Here is an 18,933-nt window from a genome sequence, read left to right as displayed (position 1 = left end):
CGGATGAGCCGATGAAGTTAAATGAACGGCAGAAAAAAATACTCCAAATCGTCAAAGAAAACGGTCCGATCACAGGAGAGCAGATTGCATCTGAACTCTCCTTGACACGGGCGACCCTGCGTCCGGACTTATCCATTTTGACGATGACTGGAATGCTGGAAGCACGTCCACGCGTCGGTTATATGTATGTCGGTAAAAAAAATACCTCCATGTTACATGAAAAATTGGATACGTTGACTGTTGGCGAATTCATGTCTTCTGCGAAAGTCATTCATGAAGGGATGACGGTTTATGATGCAATCGTCCATTTGTTCCTTGAAGACGTCGGCTCGTTGTTCGTCGTCGGAAAAGATCATGCGTTAGTCGGTGTCCTGTCACGTAAAGATTTTTTACGGGCGGCAATCGGGAATCAGGAGCTGGACTCGTTACCGGTTAACATCATCATGACACGGATGCCAAATCTGACGGTTTGTGAGAAATCAGAAACGTTGATTGGGGCAGGGATGAAACTCATCGAAAAACAGATTGATTCCATGCCGGTCGTTGAACAGGTCGACGGGATCTTAAAAGTCGTCGGACGGATGACAAAGACGAACATGACGAAAGTATTAGTCGCGTTGGCACGAGATGAAGAACTTTAAGAGGAGGTTCGCAGATGAGACAACGTATTTATGTAGTGAGTGACTCGGTCGGTGAGACGTGTGAACTGGTCGTGCGGGCAGCGGCAATCCAGTTTCCGGAGCAAGCGATTGAAACGGTCCGGATTCCATTTGTCGATGACGATCAAGTCATTTACGATTTAGTGTTACATGCAAAAGAGGAGCAAGCGACAATCGTCTATACGATTGTTCATGCGACCCATCGCCGACTTCTTGCGGAAACGGCACATGCACATGAAGTCAAGGCGATCGATTTACTCGGACCGTTACTGGATACGATGGAAGGGCGTCTCGGGATGCAGCCGAAAGAAGAACCGGGACTGATTTACCGGTTGGATGAAGAGTATTTCCGGAAAATTGAAGCCGTTGAATTTGCCGTGAAATATGATGATGGTCGCGATCCACGCGGCATCAAACGGGCGGATATCGTCCTGATTGGTGTATCACGGACCTCGAAGACACCGCTCTCTCAGTACTTGGCGCTGAAACGGTATAAAGTGGCGAATGTACCGCTCGTTCCGGAATCGATTCCGCCGGAAGAACTGTTTGATATTCCAAAAGAAAAATGTTTTGGATTATTGATTTCTCCGGAGAAGCTGATTGATATCCGGATGGAGCGGCTGCGGTCGCTTGGACTGAAACCGGAAGCGGCGTACGCACAGATGGATCGAATCAACCGTGAACTCGATTATGCGAAAAAACTGTATGACCGGATCGGCTGTCAAGTCATCGATGTGACGAACAAAGCGGTCGAGGAAACGGCGAATCTCATTTTGACAGGGATTTCCGGCAAATCACATGACTAGTAAAGTATGGTTTCACGTAGTATACTAATCTAGCTGCTTAATGAGATGATGCAAATTTTCTAATGAAACGGAACGAGTATTCGTTCCGTTTCATTGCGGGTATATGTATATAAACGTTCGAAAGGAGAGGTGACCAATTGAAACGGCTTCCTGACGAATTGGTTGACCAAGTCCGACAAGCAACGGATATCGTTGAATTGATATCAGAACGTGTAGAATTAAAAAAACAAGGGAATCGTTATTCAGGGTTATGTCCTTTTCACTCTGAAAAATCCCCTTCTTTTTCTGTTTCTCCGGATAAAGGCATGTATTATTGTTTCGGATGTGGAGCGGGTGGAAACGCCATTACTTTTGTCATGGAGACGGAAGGGATGAGTTTTCCGGAAGCGGTCGTCAAGCTTGCGGATCGAACAGACATCAAGTTACCGGAATTTGAACGGTCTGATCAAACGGAGTCGACACCCGACCAGGAAAAGAAATACCGGATGCGGGAAGCGCACCGGATTGTAGCGGACTTGTACCATGAAGTCATGTTGCAGACAGCTGCCGGTGACGCCGGGAGAGAATACCTTGAACAGCGGGGTATCCAAGAACCGGCGATGCGGGAGTTTAAACTAGGTTACGCACCGGACCAAGACCGGTTTACGGTGGATTCATTGGCACGGCGTAACTTCGACTTGGATGAGATGGTGGAAGCAGGACTGATTTCGATAGGCAGAGATGGCGATTACCGCGATCGATTCAACGGACGGGTCGTATTTCCAATTTCAGATCGTGATGGCACGATTGTTGGATTCAGTGGTCGCTCCATTGACGGAAGAGACCCGAAATATGTCAATACAGCGGAAACCCCTCTCTTTAATAAAAGCGAATTGCTGTTTGGTTTCGCACAGGCGCGTGGTGCCATGCGAAAAAATAAGCAAGTTGTGTTGGTGGAAGGGAATTTAGATGTTGTACGTGTCGCTCAAGCGGGTATACCCTATACGGTAGCTTCTCTCGGTACGGCACTGACTCCTGTTCATGCTCAAAATTTAGGGAGAATCGTCGATGAAGTCATAGTTTGTTATGACGGAGACAAAGCGGGACGTGCTGCGACACTAAAGGCATTACGCTTATTAGAGGATGTTGCAGTCGATTGTTCTGTGATTCGTCTTCCGGATGGAGAAGACCCCGATTCTTTTATCGGCGCACAATCGGAAGAGACCTTTCTTCGTGTCATCGAGCAGGAACGGATTTCGAGCCTTGAATTTAAATCTTTTTATTTTCGACAAGGAAAAAACCTTCGATTAGAAGGAGAACGGGTCCGTTATATTGAAACTATGCTTGAGGAGATTGGTCGAACGGCCAATCCATTGTTACGCGATATCTATTTAGGGAAACTGGCGGAAGAGTTTCACTTGTCGAAAGAATCCCTGTTGTCGCAAGTTAAGCCGTTGCAACCGCAACAAGCTAAACCGAAACAAGAGCGGCGGCAAGAGACGCAAGTCGTGACTTCTTCTCCTCAAGACCGGACTTTCTCGAACTGGAAACGAGCTGAACGTTTTCTGCTTGCTTATATGATTCGTTCCGAGGAAGTGGGTCTTGAGGTACGTGATCAGCTTGGTGTGGCGTTTAATGATCCCGCTCATCAGTTGATTGCAGGAAAACTATATGAATTTTACGGAACAAACACCCCAGCGGATCCCGATCGTTTCCTGACGATGCTCCACGATGCATCGCTTCAGCGGATCGTAGCGGATCTAGAGTTTATGTTAATGCCGGAATACGATCCGGATTTATTGAGTCATTATATTCGTGCCGTTCAAAATGAACGACAACGACGGACGCTGGACGAAGAAAAGTCACAGTTAAGTCAACAAACAGATATCCGTGCTCAAGCGGAGCTAATGCAGGCGATCATCGAACGGAAACGGCGTTTGAAAGATCGATGACCTGTTGCATGATGTGGAAGGAGTGTATGGTTCGATGGCAGAAAAAGCAAGATCAGAAGCAGAAATACTCCGTCTCGCGAAGGATGAACTAATCGCGCTCGGACACAAGAATGGTGAACTATCGCATCAAAAAATCGAGGATAAACTCAGTTCGTTTGAATCGATGGATGCACAACAATTCGAAGAATTCCTTCAACTGCTCGAAACTGAAGGCATTAAGGTCAATAATGACGGAACGGGTGACGACAAGGAAGAAGCGGATTTAAACGATCTTTCGGTCCCACCGGGCGTCAAAATCAATGACCCGGTCCGGATGTACCTGAAAGAAATCGGCCGCGTCGATCTGTTGAATGCAGAAGATGAAGTCGAACTCGCAAAACGGATTGAACAGAACGACGAAGAAGCTAAGAAACGTTTGGCGGAAGCGAACTTACGCCTTGTCGTTTCGATTGCGAAGCGTTATGTCGGCCGCGGCATGTTGTTCCTTGATTTGATTCAAGAAGGAAACATGGGACTGATCAAAGCAGTTGAAAAGTTTGACTATACAAAAGGATATAAATTCTCGACGTATGCGACCTGGTGGATTCGTCAGGCCATCACACGTGCGATTGCCGACCAAGCACGGACGATCCGGATTCCGGTTCATATGGTTGAAACGATCAACAAACTGATCCGTGTCCAACGTCAATTACTTCAAGATTTAGGACGTGAACCGACTCCGGAAGAGATTTCGAAGGAAATGGAAATTACACCGGAAAAAGTACGCGAAATTTTGAAGATTGCACAAGAACCGGTATCACTCGAGACACCAATCGGGGAAGAGGACGATTCACATCTCGGAGACTTCATCGAAGACCAAGATGCAACAGCTCCTCAAGATGCGGCTGCTTATGAGTTGTTAAAAGAACAGCTTGAAGATGTCCTCGATACGTTGACGGACCGTGAAGAAAATGTCTTGCGCCTTCGTTTCGGCCTAGACGATGGCCGGACGCGGACACTTGAAGAAGTCGGGAAAGTATTTGGCGTCACACGTGAACGGATTCGTCAGATTGAGGCGAAAGCGTTACGGAAATTACGTCATCCAAGTCGTTCAAAACGTCTAAAAGATTTCCTCGATTAATTTAAAGTGTGAAGAAAATATGAAATTTTAGTGAGAAGGGAGAAAAAGTTTTGTTTTTTTCTTCCTTCTCTGTTTTTTTTACAGTAGAATAGTAACGGGGAATACCATTCAGTCACCAACTTGGTTGGGTAGAGAATATGGGGGGGAATCCAAATGCGTAATCCGTTAGTACCGTTCGCATCGATTGCGATCATCGCCATCATCGCCATGATTTCATTGTCATACTTTGGGGTCGATCAGGTAAAACAAGCTGAAAAAGGTCCATCAACAGCTGAAATGAAGCCGGAAGATCTGTTTGCATCTAAAGGATGTACCGGATGCCACGGTGGAAATCTTGAAGGTGGAGTCGGTCCGAACTTAACAAAGATCGGTTCGAAGCTGAAAGAAGAAGAAATTAAAGAAATCGCTATGAACGGTAAAGGGCAAATGCCTGGCGGTCTTGCGAACGACGAAGAAGCCGCTGCTTTAGCAAAATGGCTTGCTGCAAAGAAATAAGCGAATCAACATCCGTCTCTTCTCCGAGATGGATGTTTTTTTGTGAAGATTTTAATCAAGTCGACGGTTTCTTTTTTTCGCCAAGTCCGCTATTTTTAAATGAGAACATGAATCAGGAAGGATGAAAGACATGCAAACGAACGTCATACTCGATCAACGTTTACAAAAGGTTGTATCTTATATTCCACAAGGGGCGGTACTCGCGGATATCGGATCCGATCATGCTTTTGTGCCTTGCTACTGTCTCCAACAAAACTTGATTGAACGCGCGATTGCCGGTGAAGTCAACGTCGGACCGATGGAAGCGGCGCAAGGGCAGGTTGCGCTTGTTCAACTAGAAGATAAAATCGATGTCCGCCTTGGGAGTGGTTTGACGGTCTTGACACCTGGAGAAGTGACGGCGGTGACGATTGCCGGAATGGGTGGAACGTTGATTGCTTCGATTTTGGAAGAAGGTAAAAATCACTTATCCGGAGAAGAACGGTTGATTCTCCAACCGAATGTCGATGCGGTCGATGTACGGAAATGGTTGCTCGCGAACGGCTATGCGCTGCTTTCGGAAGCGATTGTTAAAGAAAACGAGAAAATTTATGAAATTCTTGTCGCAGAAAAAGGAGAAGAATCCCTATATTCGGACGATAGCGAACAGCGGGACTGGGAATTGTATTTTGGTCCGCAATTGACACGGGAAAAAGCACCGGCATTCATTGAAAAGTGGCAGACGGAACAGCAAAAGCGGCAATACATCCTGGAACAGATGCAACGCGGAAATGATTCGGATATCTTACAGGAGAAAATGGCGAACATCGAACGGCTGATTGAAAAAATGAAAGAGGTGACGAACTGATGGCAAACGGTCAACAAGTCATCGAACAGTTTGAGACATTTGCGCCGAAAAAATTTGCCTTTGAAGGAGATCCGATCGGCTTACAAATCGGAACGCTCAACAAAGAGGTCAAGCGGGTCCTTGTTACGTTAGATGTGCTGGAATCTGTCGTGGATGAAGCAATTGAAAAACGAATCGATTTGATCATTGCCCATCATCCGCCGATTTTTAGCAAATTACCGAAAGTGACGGATCAATCAGCAGCGGGTCGTATCGTCATGAAATGTATCAAACATGATATCGCTGTCTACGCCGCCCATACGAACCTGGATGTCGCACAAGGCGGCGTCAATGACCTGATGGCAACGGCATTAGGACTCACAGATACAACGGTTCTCGTTCCGTCATTCGAAAACACACTCTATAAACTCGTTGTCTTCGTTCCTGAAGTTGCCGTGCAAGAGGTCTCGGAAGCGTTAGGGCGAGCAGGAGCAGGGCATATTGGAGCATACAGTGATTGTCAGTTCCATACGACGGGAATCGGACAATTTAAAGCAACGGCGGAAGCGAATCCATATGTAGGGGAACCGGGCCAACTGGAACATGTCAAAGAAGTGCGGATTGAAACGATTGTCACGGAATTAAATCAAAAGCAGGTCATTCGGGCAATGAAACAAGCCCATCCGTACGAGGAAGTTGCGTATGACGTGATACGTCAAGAGCTTTCAGCTCCGTCACTCGGGCTCGGACGGATTGGCCGATTAGAAGAAGCTGTTCCTTTAAAGACGTTTGCTGAGCAGGTACGATCAGCTTTTGGTGTCGAGAACTTACGGTTTGTCGGTGACGAGAACCGCTTGATTCAAAAAGTGGCGGTATTAGGCGGAGACGGCAATAAGTATGTTTCGACGGCAGCCTTTGCCGGAGCAGATGTCTTAGTGACGGGTGATTTATATTTCCATGTCGCACACGATGCCATGGCACTCGGGCTTGCCGTAGTCGATCCCGGCCACCATGTCGAGTCGGTCATGAAACAGGGCGTCGTTGACCTGCTGACAGAGCGGTTCGAAAAACAGAACATCAGAGGTGTTGAATTGTTTGTGTCAGAGACGAATACAAATCCGTTTCAATTCCTATAAAAATAATTCCCGGCCGTTTATATACGGCCGGGAACTATTTTTTAAAGAATTTTAACTTTTGGTAAGATACGGCGCAGTTCAAGGAACGGCGTCTTATCGTGAGTGCTGATATCGGCAGGATCATACTGTTGCAAGAAGTCGATGACTTTTTTAGTGATCGGTGTCGGCGTTGAAGCACCAGACGTTACACCTACCTGGTTGACTCCGTCGAGCCAGGACAGATCAAGTTCCGTTAAATCACCGATCCGGTGAGCCGGCGTTGCGGCAATATCGAATGAAACTTGTGCCAAACGATTCGAGTTGTTGGAACGCGGATCGCCGACCACGATGACTAGGTCGCAATCTCCGGCTTGTTCGGCAACAGCTTCCTGGCGGACTTGCGTCGCATTACAAATTTCGTTGTGCACTTCGACATGCGGATATTTTTCACGAACATGTCCCATTAGTGCCTGAACGTCCCATTGGCTCATCGTCGTTTGGTTCGTCACGATGATTTTTTTGTCAGCGAGATGAGCGGGTAATGCTTCGATGTCTTCGACTTTTTCGATCAAATGGACGTGTTCCGGTGCGACACCAACAGCGCCTTCCGGTTCCGGATGACCGTGTTTACCGACATAGATGACTTCATAATCATCCGCGACGACACTGCGGATCAAATCGTGTGTCCGGGTGACATCCGGGCACGTCGCGTCAACGACAGTCAGTTTTTTCTCAGCGGCGCGGGCATAGACAGCCGGTGAAATTCCGTGTGCTGTAAAGATGACGGTTCCTTCTTTGATTGTTTCGAGTGCTTCCAAACGGTCAGGACCGTCTACGGTTAAGACACCCATTCGTTCGAATTCACGTGTGACGTGTGCATTATGGACAATCATGCCTAGGATATGGATTGGTCGTGGTAAGTTATCGTTTAGTGCAGCTTGTTGAGCAAGCTTCATTGCATCAACAACACCGTAACAATAACCACGGGGACTGATTTTTTTAACAAGCATAGTCTAAATTCTCCTTTTGTATGGAAAGAATGATTATTTAGAGTGTACCATTGATTCAAGTTGAATGAAAATAGAGGAGTCTGCCGAAAGAGAATATCATGATATACTAATTGAGTTGTCTAGAAATGAGGGAGGGGTGAAAAGATGGAGACGAAAAAGATGATGCGGTCCTATTTTTTCCAAATCACGGCTGTTTTATTTATTCTTATTTGTCTTGTCATCTCGGCACTTGTCTTTACAGCAGACCGTGTCACGATTTCGCGAGTCGAACAGCAGACAGAAAAACAGAGTGAAAAAAGTGTCGAAGTCTCAAGTAATGCATTACGTGACAGCGTCGGGAACTTACATGAAAAAATTATGAGCCTTCAATTGAATGTCACGAATATGGACAATCTCGATCGAGCCATTCGTGATACGAATTTGCTGGATATCGATACCGGATTTAAGAGTTTCTTTTATTATGACCGCAAAACGGATAAGATCACCTGGTTTTCGAGTGAAGACCGACGTATTCCGGATGCCGATATTCGCCGGGACGATTCTTTTTTACAAGCTTTGACGAGCACAGATTTTCATATGAGTCCGCGGTATGACATAGCGAACGATTCTCTGACGTATATGTATGTCTCCGTTCGAAACGGCAATGAGCGGGTCGGCGTATTTGGTGGCGGACTCAGTCTCATGAATTCCGTCGTGTTCCGAAACTCCCTGGAGTCGTTTGATGATGATACGATGGCCTACTTATTCAACAGTCAGGGAGAGCCGCTCGCAACCTCCAAGAATCTTGTGACCGATCAAGAACGTCTGTTAAGTCAAAGTGTGGTCGACCGGGCCTTTAAAAGCACTAAGCCGTACGAAATCTTTAGTACGAATAAAGATATGTACTATTTCGCACGTGATTTGAAAGTAACAGACTGGAAGATATTAGTACGGACGCCGCGGAATGTATTTTATGAACCGGTGTATACGACACGGCAACAATATTTGGTCATTGCGGCACTCACCCTGGTCCTTAGTCTGATTGTCGGTTATTTGATGTCCCGTCAACTGACCGCACCTCTATTAGAACTTGTTCAAAAAATTGAAAAAAGTACGACGCCTCAACCGATCACCTTGGAGCGATCCGGTTCCAATGAAATCAAGACGTTGGTTTCCGCCTACAACGAGTATGCGCAACGGATGGAACATGCGCGGGTTGAACAGTTGAGTCAGCAACAGGTTATCTTACATCAGGAGAAACTGGCTTCACTCGGACAACTGGCGGCAGGAATTGCACACGAGATCCGCAACCCGTTGACACCGGTCAAAATGGCGTTGCAACTGCTGTCGGAAGAAAAACAAAATAATCCGGATATGATGGATATCGCCTTGTCCGAACTGGACCGGGCCAACCAGCTGATCCAGACGATGCTCGATTTATCCAAAAATGATAAAACGACGCTGGCGATGGCACAGATTGATATGAAAAAAATGATGGAAAAGTTAACGTTTATCCTCGAATCGAAATCGCACCCTTACGAAGCGGATTGTAAGATTTATACACCGGCACATATGCCGCCGTTGTATGCCTCGGAAAACGGATTGTTGCAAGTGTTGTCGAACTGTATCGGAAACGCACTGGACGCCGTTGAATCAAAAGGACCGGACGGAATTTGTCACGTTCATCTTCATGTCTATCCGGATCAGTTTGTATTTATCGTCCAGGATAACGGTGTCGGAATGGACGAACATCAGATTCAGATGCTCGGTCAGGCGTTCAATACGTCGAAGATTAATGGAAACGGTTTAGGGTTGTTCATGTCCAATCAAATCGTCCGTCAGCATAACGGGCGAATTGAAGTCGACAGCAAGATTGGCGTCGGTACGACCGTGCAACTCTTCTTCCCGAGACGGGAGGAGCAGGCATGAGGTTCAATAAGTCCTGGTTGTTCGTCTTAATCATTTGGATTGCATCCGTCCTTGTCATTTCCAATCTGTTTGTCCAAAAGGAAACCAGTCCTAAACGGAATATCGTCGGATTTACGATTGTTAACGACAAACATGAATTTGCCCAGCGGTTGATCAATGCCTTTAAAGCGGAGGCAAAAGCAAATAAATATGAAGCATTGGTAGCGACGTCACAAAATTCCCGAATCAGTGAACGGGAACAGATTTTAGAGTTCGTTCATTTGAAGGTCGATGCCATCTTCATCACGACACTGGATGATGTCTATATCGGAAGTGCAATTGAAGAAGCCAAGAAAGCAGGGATTCCTGTATTTGCGATCGACCGTATGATTCGCTCGGATGCGGTCGTGAGTTCGATTACCTCCAATAATCAAATGATCGGCGAACAATTGGCTTCCTATATTAAGAATGAGTTAATTAAGCAGACAGGTCGATCAGCGGGTCGTATCGTTGAAATTACAGGTACGGCGAATGTCTATACGACAAATGAACGACACCGGGGATTCTTGAAAGGAATCGAAAATGAGCCGACACTTTCCATCGTCGATTCGGTCAGCGGAAACTATGATCCGGTCACATCCGAACGTGTCATGCGACAAGTGATTGACTCCGGAATTCCGTTTGATGCAGTCTACTGTCACAATGACGATATTGCGATGGGTGTCCTCGAGGCATTGAAAAAAGCAAACATTTCCGGAAAAATAGTTGTCGGAATCGATGGGAATCGTGCTATATTAGAAGCTGTTGACATGAAATCGATGGACGCAACAGTCGTCCAGTCCGCTGAAGAGATGATGAAAGTCGCCTTCAGCGCGTTGAAGCTTCATACGAAAAACAAAAAAATTCCCGATCGTTTCTATACGTATTCATATTTGTATGACGGTAGTAGACCAATACCCATGTTGAACTAAAGAAATAGATGGTGAAGGCGGACGATTCGCCTTTAATTGTTAAAGAGTAGAGAAAGGATGGTGACAAATATGAATGGATTCAGCCATTTCGATTTGCACCCGTTCGTCGTCGAAGCACTCGAAGACGCACGTATTAAAAAACCAACCGATATTCAATCCCGGATCATTCCGGCAGCGCTCAAAGGGCGGGATATCATTGGACAATCACAGACAGGGACAGGAAAAACATTATCGTTCCTCTTGCCGATCGTCCAAAATGTCAATCCGGAACTTCAGGAAATGCAAGCCATCATCGTTGCGCCGACGCGCGAACTGGCTTGGCAGATTCACGAGGAATTGAAATCGATCCTCGTCAAACAACCGGATTACATCAAGACAAGCCTGATCACAGGCGGCATGGACCGTGAACGTCAAATCGGCCGTGTCAAAGTCTCACCGCAAATCGTCATCGGAACACCGGGACGGATTTTGGATCTCTTTAAAGAGCAAGCTTTGAAACCGCACTTTGTAAAACACTACATCATCGATGAAGCGGATCAAATGCTTGATATGGGATTCCTGCCGGAAGTCGACCGGATTGCTCAAGCACTTCCAGAGAAGCTGCAAATGATGGTCTTCTCGGCAACGATTCCAGAAAAACTGCAACCGTTCCTGAAAAAATACATGAACAATCCGCGTTATGCACACGTCGATCCAAAACAACAGACAGCGAAAAAAATCGTTCACCATACGGTTCCGGTCAAACACCGCGATCGTTCTGATTTGACGTTGAAACTGGCGAAAGCCCTCAACCCGTATATCTGTCTTGTCTTTACGAATACAAAAACTGAAGCAATCGAACTCGAAGCTCTCTTCCTTGAAGCGGGACTCAACGTCGGTTCGCTTCATGGTGACTTACCGGCCCGCCGTCGGAAACAAGCCATCAAAGAAATCAACGAAGCGAAATACCAGTACGTCATCGTAACAGATCTCGCTGCGCGCGGTATTGATATCTCAGGTGTCTCGCATGTCATCAACCACGGAATTCCAAAAGATCTCGACTTTTATGTTCACCGTGTCGGTCGGACGGGTCGCGTCGATCAGGACGGGTTGGCTTACACGTTATTTGAAGATCACGAAAATGGTTCGATCAACCGTCTCGAAGACCGCGGCATCGAGTTCATCAACGTTGATGTCAAGAGTGGTCAAGTCAGCGAAGTGAAAGAACGCCGTCGTGCGAAACCACACATGAAGACAGCCGTTTCGAAAACAGCCCACAGCCGTTTATCTGGTGAAGCAGCAAAAGCGAAAAAACGTGTCAAACCAGGCTACAAAAAGAAACACCAGTATAAACTGAAAGAAACAGCAAAACGCGAACGGATCAAGGAACAACGTGGAATCGGACGCGCTGAACGTAAAGCAAACGCAAGTAAAAACAAATAATCCGTTTTCGGCGTTCAAGTCGAAGCTGAACGGTTTGAGCAAAGTCTGCGATGTCATTCGTGGACTTTGTTTTTTAGTATCGCTAAAGGTTCTTGTTTTTTTCGACATTTGGTACACTAGAAGCAGGAGAAGGGTGGAATTTTTAATGAAAATCGGTTCACATGTATCGCTTTCAGGCAAAAAAATGTTACTCGGTGCGAGTGAAGAAGCAGCCTCTTACGGCGCAACGACCATGATGGTTTATACAGGAGCACCTCAAAATACAAGACGAAAACCGATTTCGGATTTACGAATTCCGGAAGCATTACTGCACATGGAAGAAAACGGGATTGAAGAAATCGTCGTCCATGCACCATACATCATTAATCTAGGCAATACGACGAAGCCAGAAACGTTTGAATTGGCCGTTTCATTTTTAGGAGAAGAAATCCGACGGGCGGAAGCACTCGAAAAAGCAAAACATATCGTGTTGCACCCCGGCGCACACGTAGGTGCCGGAGAAGACGTCGGAATCAAACGAATCATTGAAGGCCTCAATGAAGTATTAACGGGAGACGAAAAAGTCAAAATCGCTCTTGAGACGATGGCCGGAAAGGGTTCCGAAATCGGGAAGACGTTCGAAGAAATTGCAGCAATCATTGCGGGTGTGACACACAACGACCGTCTGTCCGTCTGTCTCGATACGTGTCACATCCATGATGCCGGTTATGACCTGATCCATGACCTCGACGGAGTTTTGGAATCATTTGACCGGATTGTCGGCATCGATCGTCTTGGTGTGATTCATGTCAACGACTCGAAAAATATCCGCGGTGCTAAAAAAGACCGCCACGAAAATATCGGGTTTGGTGAAATTGGTTTTGATCCGTTGCATCGGATCGTCCATCATCAGGATTTAGCGCATTTACCAAAAATTCTTGAGACACCCTATATCGGGCTGGATCCGAAAAAGAAAGTCGCACCGTATCGTGAAGAGATTGCCATGTTACGCTCAGGAAACTTTGATGCCGAGTGGCGCTTGCCGCTGATTTGTACATCCATTTAAACGAGAGAGGTGTCTGCCGCGTGTGCCATCTATTAGTCATTGAAGAATCTGAATTTGCCTTACGTCAAGCGGTCGTCTTATATTACGAAACGAAAGAACCGTTTTATTTACCGGCGGAGCTAGCAGAAGGGGAAGAAGTCTTTTTGGCGACGAAAGATGGAATCGTTGCGTATGCCGAAGTTTTGTTCAGTGAATACACAACACGACCGGCAGATCCTCATTGGTTAACAGAAGCAGATGAACAAGAACACACGTATGCCTGCCTGGATTTAATCAGCGTGGATTTACGACATCCACTGTTAGGATCGCCTTTAGCGGGATTACAGGTAAATCCCGGACAAACGGACCTTAAAGTCAGACAATGGTTGGTGGAAGCCTGGCAAGCCGGTCATTTTGAATCAGATGTGACAACGATTGATCAAGCAAAAAATCGCCGGATGGAACGTTTTCGCGAGCGAAATCATCTTGAGCCGCTCAAGGCGTGTTGTGAGATGTGTGGAAACATACAACGATCGATTCTCGAATGGCATGAGTATCATGGACACTTCAAGACACTTTGCCCGACGTGTCATCGGCTCGCGCATCAAGGAATTGAAAAAAGGGAAGACGTTGCCGCAACGTCAGATCATGCCTTACCTGAACAGTAAGTGCCTCAGTGGGTTTTCCTGAGGTGCTTACTGTTTTTTAGAGAGCGTCTCCATGATATAATCAAGACTGATAATTATTATCAGTGAAAATGGAGTAACTGGGGGAAAATGCATGACTGATTTAGCAATGATTCCGATTGGTAAACCTGTAGTGATGACAGATTTAAATAAAATAGAAGACCGACTCCGGAGACGACTGCTTGCTCTCGGATTTTATGAAGGATGTCCCGTCGTCGTCAGAAGACGAGCCAGCTTTCAGGGTCCTTTGACAATAGAACAACGAGACCACCATCAAATGATTGCGATTCGCAAAAGCGATGCAAAAAACATCGGGGTGTTCTTACCATGACACAAAAAATCGCATTACTCGGAAATCCGAATACCGGTAAAACCTCCTTGTTTAACCGTTTGACCGGGTCATATGCCCATGTCGGAAACTGGTCCGGTGTGACAGTCGATAAAAAAGTCGGGAAATTACATGGGAACCGTGGACAATTGATTGATTTGCCCGGTGTCTATGACTTAGATCCGTTATCTGCAGATGAAGCCGTCGTGGCACGTTTCTTGATGGAAGAGTCGTTTGACGGCATGATCAACATCATTGATGCGTCACAGTTGGAACGGAATTTGCAATTGACGGCTCAACTTTTGGAAATTGGAAAGCCGATTCAAATTGGGCTGAATATGATGGATGTCGCCCGTACTCGCGGTACGACGATTGATGCTGAATCACTAGCGAAGGAACTCGGTGTTGATGTGTTTCCGATTGTCGCGCGGACGGGAGACGGCTGTGAAGTTTTGCTGTCATCGATTCCTGAAGCGGCAAAAAAACATACGGCGTTACGAATCGATTATGGACAGAAAACGGAACAGGCGATTACAACGATCATCGAAATCGCCGATTTACAAGAACATGAACGCTGGATGGCTGTTCAGTATTTAGCGGGGAATCGGGTCTTCGTAGAGTATTTGGAGAAGAAATCTCCTCGAATCATTGAAGTAAGAAAAGAACTCGAGCATCAGCTTGGACGATTCATCCATGCTCATATTACAGAGTGTCGGCGAAACTGGGCCGTTGCGATTCGTGCCGGTTCGGTCGTCGAAGAGAAATCAGACCGTAAGACGTGGACGGACCGGATTGATGCGGTCGTCACCCATCCGATTCTTGGATTGCCGATTTTCTTTGCTGTCCTATATGTGCTGTTTCATGTGACGTTTAACTGGATCGGGGCCCCGCTCTCTGATTTATTGGGTGCCTTTATCGAAGGACCGATTTCGACGGGAGTCGTCTTTGTTCTGACACAACTTGGTGCATCCGGTTTCATCCAAGACTTGTTGATTGATGGTGTCATCGCAGGTGTCGGTGGTGTCCTGGTCTTCGTTCCACAAATCTTTGTTCTGTTTTTCTTTATCTCATTTTTGGAAGACTCGGGCTACATGGCGCGTGTCGCCATCGTCATGGACCGTTTCATGCAGATGGTCGGATTGAACGGGAAAAGTTTTATCCCGATGATCATTGGATTCGGGTGTAATGTTCCCGGCATCATGGCAGCACGATCTGTAGAAGAAGAACGTGAACGACTCGTGACGATATTCATTTCACCGTTCATGTCATGTTCGGCTCGTTTACCGATTTATGCCGTGTTCGCCGGAAGTTTTTTTGCAAGTAATCAAGCGATGATTGTCTTGTCACTTTATATTCTGGGAATCGTTTTAGCCCTGCTTGCAGCAAAAGTATTTTCGAAGGTTCTGGCAGCTGAAGAAGCGACCAGCTTGTTTTTAGTGGAACAACCGCCGTACCGTGTGCCGCAAGGATTGACATTATGGCGCAGCACGTGGCAAAAAGGAAAAGGATTTGTCCGTAAAGCAGGAACATTCATTTTTGGAGGATCAGTCGTCATCTGGTTGCTCGCTTATACCGGTCCGGGTGGTTTTAACGTCAATATGAATGACAGCTTTCTTGCGATGATCGGTGGTCTGATTGCCATGTTACTGATTCCGCTCGGATTCGGAACATGGCAGGCGGGAGCCGCTTTGATTACAGGGTTCCTGGCAAAAGAAGTAGTCGTTTCGACGATGGCGATTATTTATGCCGTCAACGAATCGGAACTCGGACGGCAGTTGGCTGGTCAGTTCACACCGCTCAGTGCCTATAGTTTTATGGCATTCGTTTTGCTTTATGTACCGTGTCTTGCGACGGTAGCCGTCATCCGTCGGGAAGTCGGTAGTGCAAAATGGACGTGGATTGCCAGTCTGTATGGCTTATTTGTTGCTTACGGTATTTCATTTTTGATTTATCAAACAGGGCACGCACTCGGATTTTCATAAAGGGAGGAAAGCAGGATGCATGGAATTGATATTTTAATTGGTCTGCTTGTCTTTGGATATGCCGGTTTCTCATTAATCCGTTTCACGAAAAAAGCGAAAAAAGGCAAATGTGCGACGTGTGAAGTGGAACCGACGTGTCAAACCGCATGCGATGACGTCAATTGGGACAAAGTCATTGCAGAAGCATTAAAGAAATAAAAAAAGCGTTTTTCTTCTCGGCAAGAGAAGAAAAACGCTTTTTTATAGCAATCACATCAATCCATTCATTAAAACGGCCAACGATCCGCAAGGAATAAAAATACCTTCATTCCGAGAAATACACCAAAAATCCCGACGATAGCCGGAAAAACAGGTGGAGCGGGGATGGGTAATTTAAGAGCGGTAAAGACGACACCACAGATGATACCAGCTAGTAAGGATAATAAAATTTGTTGAAGCATGAGGCCCAGTCCTTTCTTCATATGAAAAAACGCTTACAAGATTATTATATGAAGATGTCTGACGTTAAACAACGATTATTTTTTACTGGTAGTCGGGTCAAAGGTGATCTTTTCTTCCGCACGTTCGACCGGTGTCCATTTTTGCTCAAGCGGATGCTCAAAGGACGGTTTTGTTTTTAGTTTTCCATTCGTATAAAGCTGAATGAGGATTTGGGATTCACATTCCTGTTTGCCTTTTGTTACATAATGATAGTTACCGGATTCGTCTTGTTCCCGTGCTTTGACGTTGTCCGCCATCGTTAATGCCAGACAATCCTTGATATAGTTTTTCTGTTCTTCATCCACGATTGGGAAAAGGATTTCAATCCGTTTCCGCATATTGCGTGTCATCCAGTCGGCACTCGAACAATAAATCAAATCATCGCCGTTATGATGGAAGTAAAAGATACGGGAATGTTCCAAATAACGATCGACAACGGACGTGACCCGGATATTTTCCGAGACGCCTTTGATTTGAGGACGAAGACAGCAGACCCCACGTACAATCAATTCAATTCTGACACCGGCCCGCGATGCTTGATACAGTTTCACGATAATGTCTTTTTCCGTCAAACTGTTCATTTTAGCAACGATTCGACCATTACCGTGTTTTTTATGATATTTGATTTCTTCATCAATCAAGGATAAAAATTTCTCGAGCATCGAATTCGGTGATGTATGAAGGGCATTCCATTCAGGTTGCTCCCCATAACCGGATAACCAGTTAAAGAAATTCGTTGCATCTTCTGCAATTTGTTCCTTTGCCGTCAAAAGACCGATATCGGTGTATAGTTTAGCCGTGGAGTCATTGTAATTACCTGTTCCGAGATGGACGAACCGCTGAATCCTGCCTTCCTGTAATCGGACGATTAATGTGATCTTGGAATGGGTCTTTAAATCACTATAACCGTAAATGACGTGAGCACCTGCTTTTTCAAGCTGTTTCGCCCACTCGATATTTTTGGCTTCGTCAAAACGTGCTTTCAATTCGACGAGGACAGTGACCTGTTTCCCATTTTCTGCAGCAGTCTTCAATGCTTTAATAATCGGAGAATCTCCTGATACGCGGTACAGCGTTTGTTTGATTGCCAAGACATTGGGATCATTGGCAGCTTGAACAATCAGGCGGACGATTGGATCAAACGTATGGTAAGGGTGATGCAACAAATAATCCTGTTGCAGAATTTGATCAAATAGGTTTTTGGACTTCTCCAGTGCCGGCGGTTCGACAGGCATGATCGTCTGATAAATCAAATGGTCATACTCGACACCGATCTGGTTGTAAAAAGCGAAAGCGAATGTCAAATCGATCGGACCATCGACAGCATAGATGTCCCGATCCTGTAAGTCGAGGACATCGCGTAACATATTGAGCAAGTTCGTATTGATGGCGTTCTTTTGGATCTCAAGCCGGATTCCGACTCCCCAGCGCCGTTTTTTCAATTCTTTTTCAATCAACTTCAATAAATCATGTGTTCCTTCTTCATGGAACGGTAAATCTGCGTTCCGTGTAATCCGAAACGGCATCGCAGACAGGACGTGATATCCTTTGAACAAAGAATCGATGAAGGAGATGATGACATCTTCGAGTAAGATCACGGCGGTCGTTTCTTCATCATCGACCGGTAAATCGACGAAACGCGGCAGGACGGCTGGGACCTGAACAAGCGCCAGATTCCGTTTCGAGCCGTCTTCCGCTTCAAGAGCCGTTGCGATATTCAATGATTTAGACGATAGCATCGGGAATGGACGATACGCATCGACGGCGACCGGCGTCAGAACCGGAAAAACCTGTTCTCTGAAAAAGGCTTTGACATACTCTGACTGCATTTCATTTAACTCGTCATGCTTCAGAAAAGAGATACCTTCTGCCTTTAATGCTTGAGTGACATCCTTGAATGCTTCATATTGCTGGTCGACAAGCTCTTTCGTTTTAGTCGCGATGGCACGTAACTGTTGTTTTGGTGTCAGCTGTTGTTTATTTTCCGGTTTATTGAATCCTGCCAGTACTTCGTCCTTCAAGCCTCCGACACGAACCATATAAAATTCATCCAAATTGGAACTGAAGATACCTAAAAACTTAAACCGTTCCATCAAGGGATTTCGTGTATCCGTCACTTCGCCTAAGACACGTTCATTAAATTGTAGCCAACTGATTTCCCGGTTGTTAAAAAACTCAGGTGAGTCCATCT

18 protein-coding genes are annotated in these 18,933 nt (G+C 46.0%); 15 read left to right on the top strand and 3 right to left on the bottom strand.

The window, feature by feature from the left end; translation table 11 throughout:
- The first annotated feature begins 11 nt into the window (after window positions 1-11).
- The 7 genes from R7V76_RS13520 to R7V76_RS13490 all read left to right on the top strand — a co-directional run bounded on the left by R7V76_RS13520 (window position 12) and on the right by R7V76_RS13490 (window position 6,973).
- Window positions 12-641: a helix-turn-helix transcriptional regulator gene (locus tag R7V76_RS13520; protein ID WP_026828978.1), complete on the top strand. Its 630-nt coding sequence runs from the start codon at window positions 12-14 to the stop codon at window positions 639-641.
- A 14-nt stretch (window positions 642-655) separates the two neighbouring features.
- On the top strand, window positions 656-1,465 hold the full coding sequence (locus R7V76_RS13515) for a pyruvate, water dikinase regulatory protein (RefSeq protein ID WP_318093151.1): 810 nt from the start codon (window positions 656-658) through the stop codon (window positions 1,463-1,465).
- Window positions 1,466-1,602: 137 nt separating this feature from the next.
- Window positions 1,603-3,396, top strand: a complete 1,794-nt coding sequence (gene dnaG / locus R7V76_RS13510; protein WP_318093150.1) for a DNA primase — start codon at window positions 1,603-1,605, stop codon at window positions 3,394-3,396.
- A 34-nt stretch (window positions 3,397-3,430) separates the two neighbouring features.
- Window positions 3,431-4,516, top strand: coding sequence for an RNA polymerase sigma factor RpoD (gene rpoD / locus R7V76_RS13505; RefSeq protein ID WP_012369736.1), 1,086 nt, complete (start codon window positions 3,431-3,433; stop codon window positions 4,514-4,516).
- A gap of 153 nt (window positions 4,517-4,669) precedes the next feature.
- On the top strand, window positions 4,670-5,011 hold the full coding sequence (cccA, locus tag R7V76_RS13500; RefSeq protein ID WP_012369737.1) for a cytochrome c550: 342 nt from the start codon (window positions 4,670-4,672) through the stop codon (window positions 5,009-5,011).
- A gap of 130 nt (window positions 5,012-5,141) precedes the next feature.
- Entirely contained in the window at window positions 5,142-5,858 is a 717-nt protein-coding gene (locus R7V76_RS13495; RefSeq protein ID WP_318093149.1) for a tRNA (adenine(22)-N(1))-methyltransferase, read from the top strand.
- Window positions 5,858-6,973, top strand: coding sequence for a Nif3-like dinuclear metal center hexameric protein (locus R7V76_RS13490; protein ID WP_318093148.1), 1,116 nt, complete (start codon window positions 5,858-5,860; stop codon window positions 6,971-6,973). Before R7V76_RS13495 ends, R7V76_RS13490 begins: the two co-directional genes overlap by 1 nt.
- Window positions 6,974-7,014: 41 nt before the next feature.
- Here R7V76_RS13490 and R7V76_RS13485 read toward each other — a convergent pair whose 3' ends face one another.
- On the bottom strand, window positions 7,015-7,962 hold the full coding sequence (locus tag R7V76_RS13485; protein ID WP_290830104.1) for a 4-hydroxy-3-methylbut-2-enyl diphosphate reductase: 948 nt from the start codon (window positions 7,960-7,962) through the stop codon (window positions 7,015-7,017).
- Window positions 7,963-8,106: 144 nt separating this feature from the next.
- Between R7V76_RS13485 and R7V76_RS13480 the strand changes: the two genes are divergently transcribed.
- The 8 genes from R7V76_RS13480 (at window position 8,107) to R7V76_RS13445 (ending at window position 16,460) form a co-directional block, all read left to right on the top strand.
- Window positions 8,107-9,870, top strand: a complete 1,764-nt coding sequence (locus R7V76_RS13480) for a sensor histidine kinase (protein WP_318093147.1) — start codon at window positions 8,107-8,109, stop codon at window positions 9,868-9,870.
- Window positions 9,867-10,820, top strand: coding sequence for a sugar ABC transporter substrate-binding protein (locus R7V76_RS13475; RefSeq protein ID WP_318093146.1), 954 nt, complete (start codon window positions 9,867-9,869; stop codon window positions 10,818-10,820). The genes R7V76_RS13480 and R7V76_RS13475 overlap by 4 nt, the downstream gene beginning before the upstream one ends.
- Window positions 10,821-10,889: 69 nt before the next feature.
- Window positions 10,890-12,242, top strand: a complete 1,353-nt coding sequence (locus R7V76_RS13470; protein ID WP_012369743.1) for a DEAD/DEAH box helicase — start codon at window positions 10,890-10,892, stop codon at window positions 12,240-12,242.
- Window positions 12,243-12,387: 145 nt separating this feature from the next.
- Window positions 12,388-13,287, top strand: coding sequence for a deoxyribonuclease IV (locus R7V76_RS13465; protein WP_318093145.1), 900 nt, complete (start codon window positions 12,388-12,390; stop codon window positions 13,285-13,287).
- A gap of 20 nt (window positions 13,288-13,307) precedes the next feature.
- Window positions 13,308-13,934, top strand: coding sequence for a hypothetical protein (locus R7V76_RS13460; protein ID WP_318093143.1), 627 nt, complete (start codon window positions 13,308-13,310; stop codon window positions 13,932-13,934).
- Between the two features lie 112 nt (window positions 13,935-14,046).
- Window positions 14,047-14,283, top strand: a complete 237-nt coding sequence (locus tag R7V76_RS13455) for a FeoA family protein (RefSeq protein WP_026828966.1) — start codon at window positions 14,047-14,049, stop codon at window positions 14,281-14,283.
- Window positions 14,280-16,262: a ferrous iron transport protein B gene (gene feoB / locus R7V76_RS13450; protein WP_318093141.1), complete on the top strand. Its 1,983-nt coding sequence runs from the start codon at window positions 14,280-14,282 to the stop codon at window positions 16,260-16,262. Before R7V76_RS13455 ends, feoB begins: the two co-directional genes overlap by 4 nt.
- Window positions 16,263-16,277: 15 nt before the next feature.
- Window positions 16,278-16,460: a FeoB-associated Cys-rich membrane protein gene (locus R7V76_RS13445; protein WP_012369748.1), complete on the top strand. Its 183-nt coding sequence runs from the start codon at window positions 16,278-16,280 to the stop codon at window positions 16,458-16,460.
- 68 nt (window positions 16,461-16,528) lie between these two features.
- Here the strand turns inward: R7V76_RS13445 and R7V76_RS13440 are convergent, their stop codons facing one another.
- Window positions 16,529-16,702, bottom strand: a complete 174-nt coding sequence (locus tag R7V76_RS13440; RefSeq protein WP_012369749.1) for a XapX domain-containing protein — start codon at window positions 16,700-16,702, stop codon at window positions 16,529-16,531.
- 75 nt (window positions 16,703-16,777) lie between these two features.
- A complete protein-coding gene (locus R7V76_RS13435) occupies window positions 16,778-18,931 on the bottom strand; it encodes an RNA degradosome polyphosphate kinase (protein WP_440137051.1) in 2,154 nt (717 codons plus the stop codon).
- Window positions 18,932-18,933 lie beyond the last annotated feature (2 nt).

The organism is Exiguobacterium artemiae, assembly GCF_033342815.1.
Classification (GTDB): domain Bacteria; phylum Bacillota; class Bacilli; order Exiguobacteriales; family Exiguobacteriaceae; genus Exiguobacterium_A; species Exiguobacterium_A artemiae_A.
Note: the sequence above shows the minus strand (reverse complement) of the source record. Positions and strands in the feature narration are given on the sequence as shown.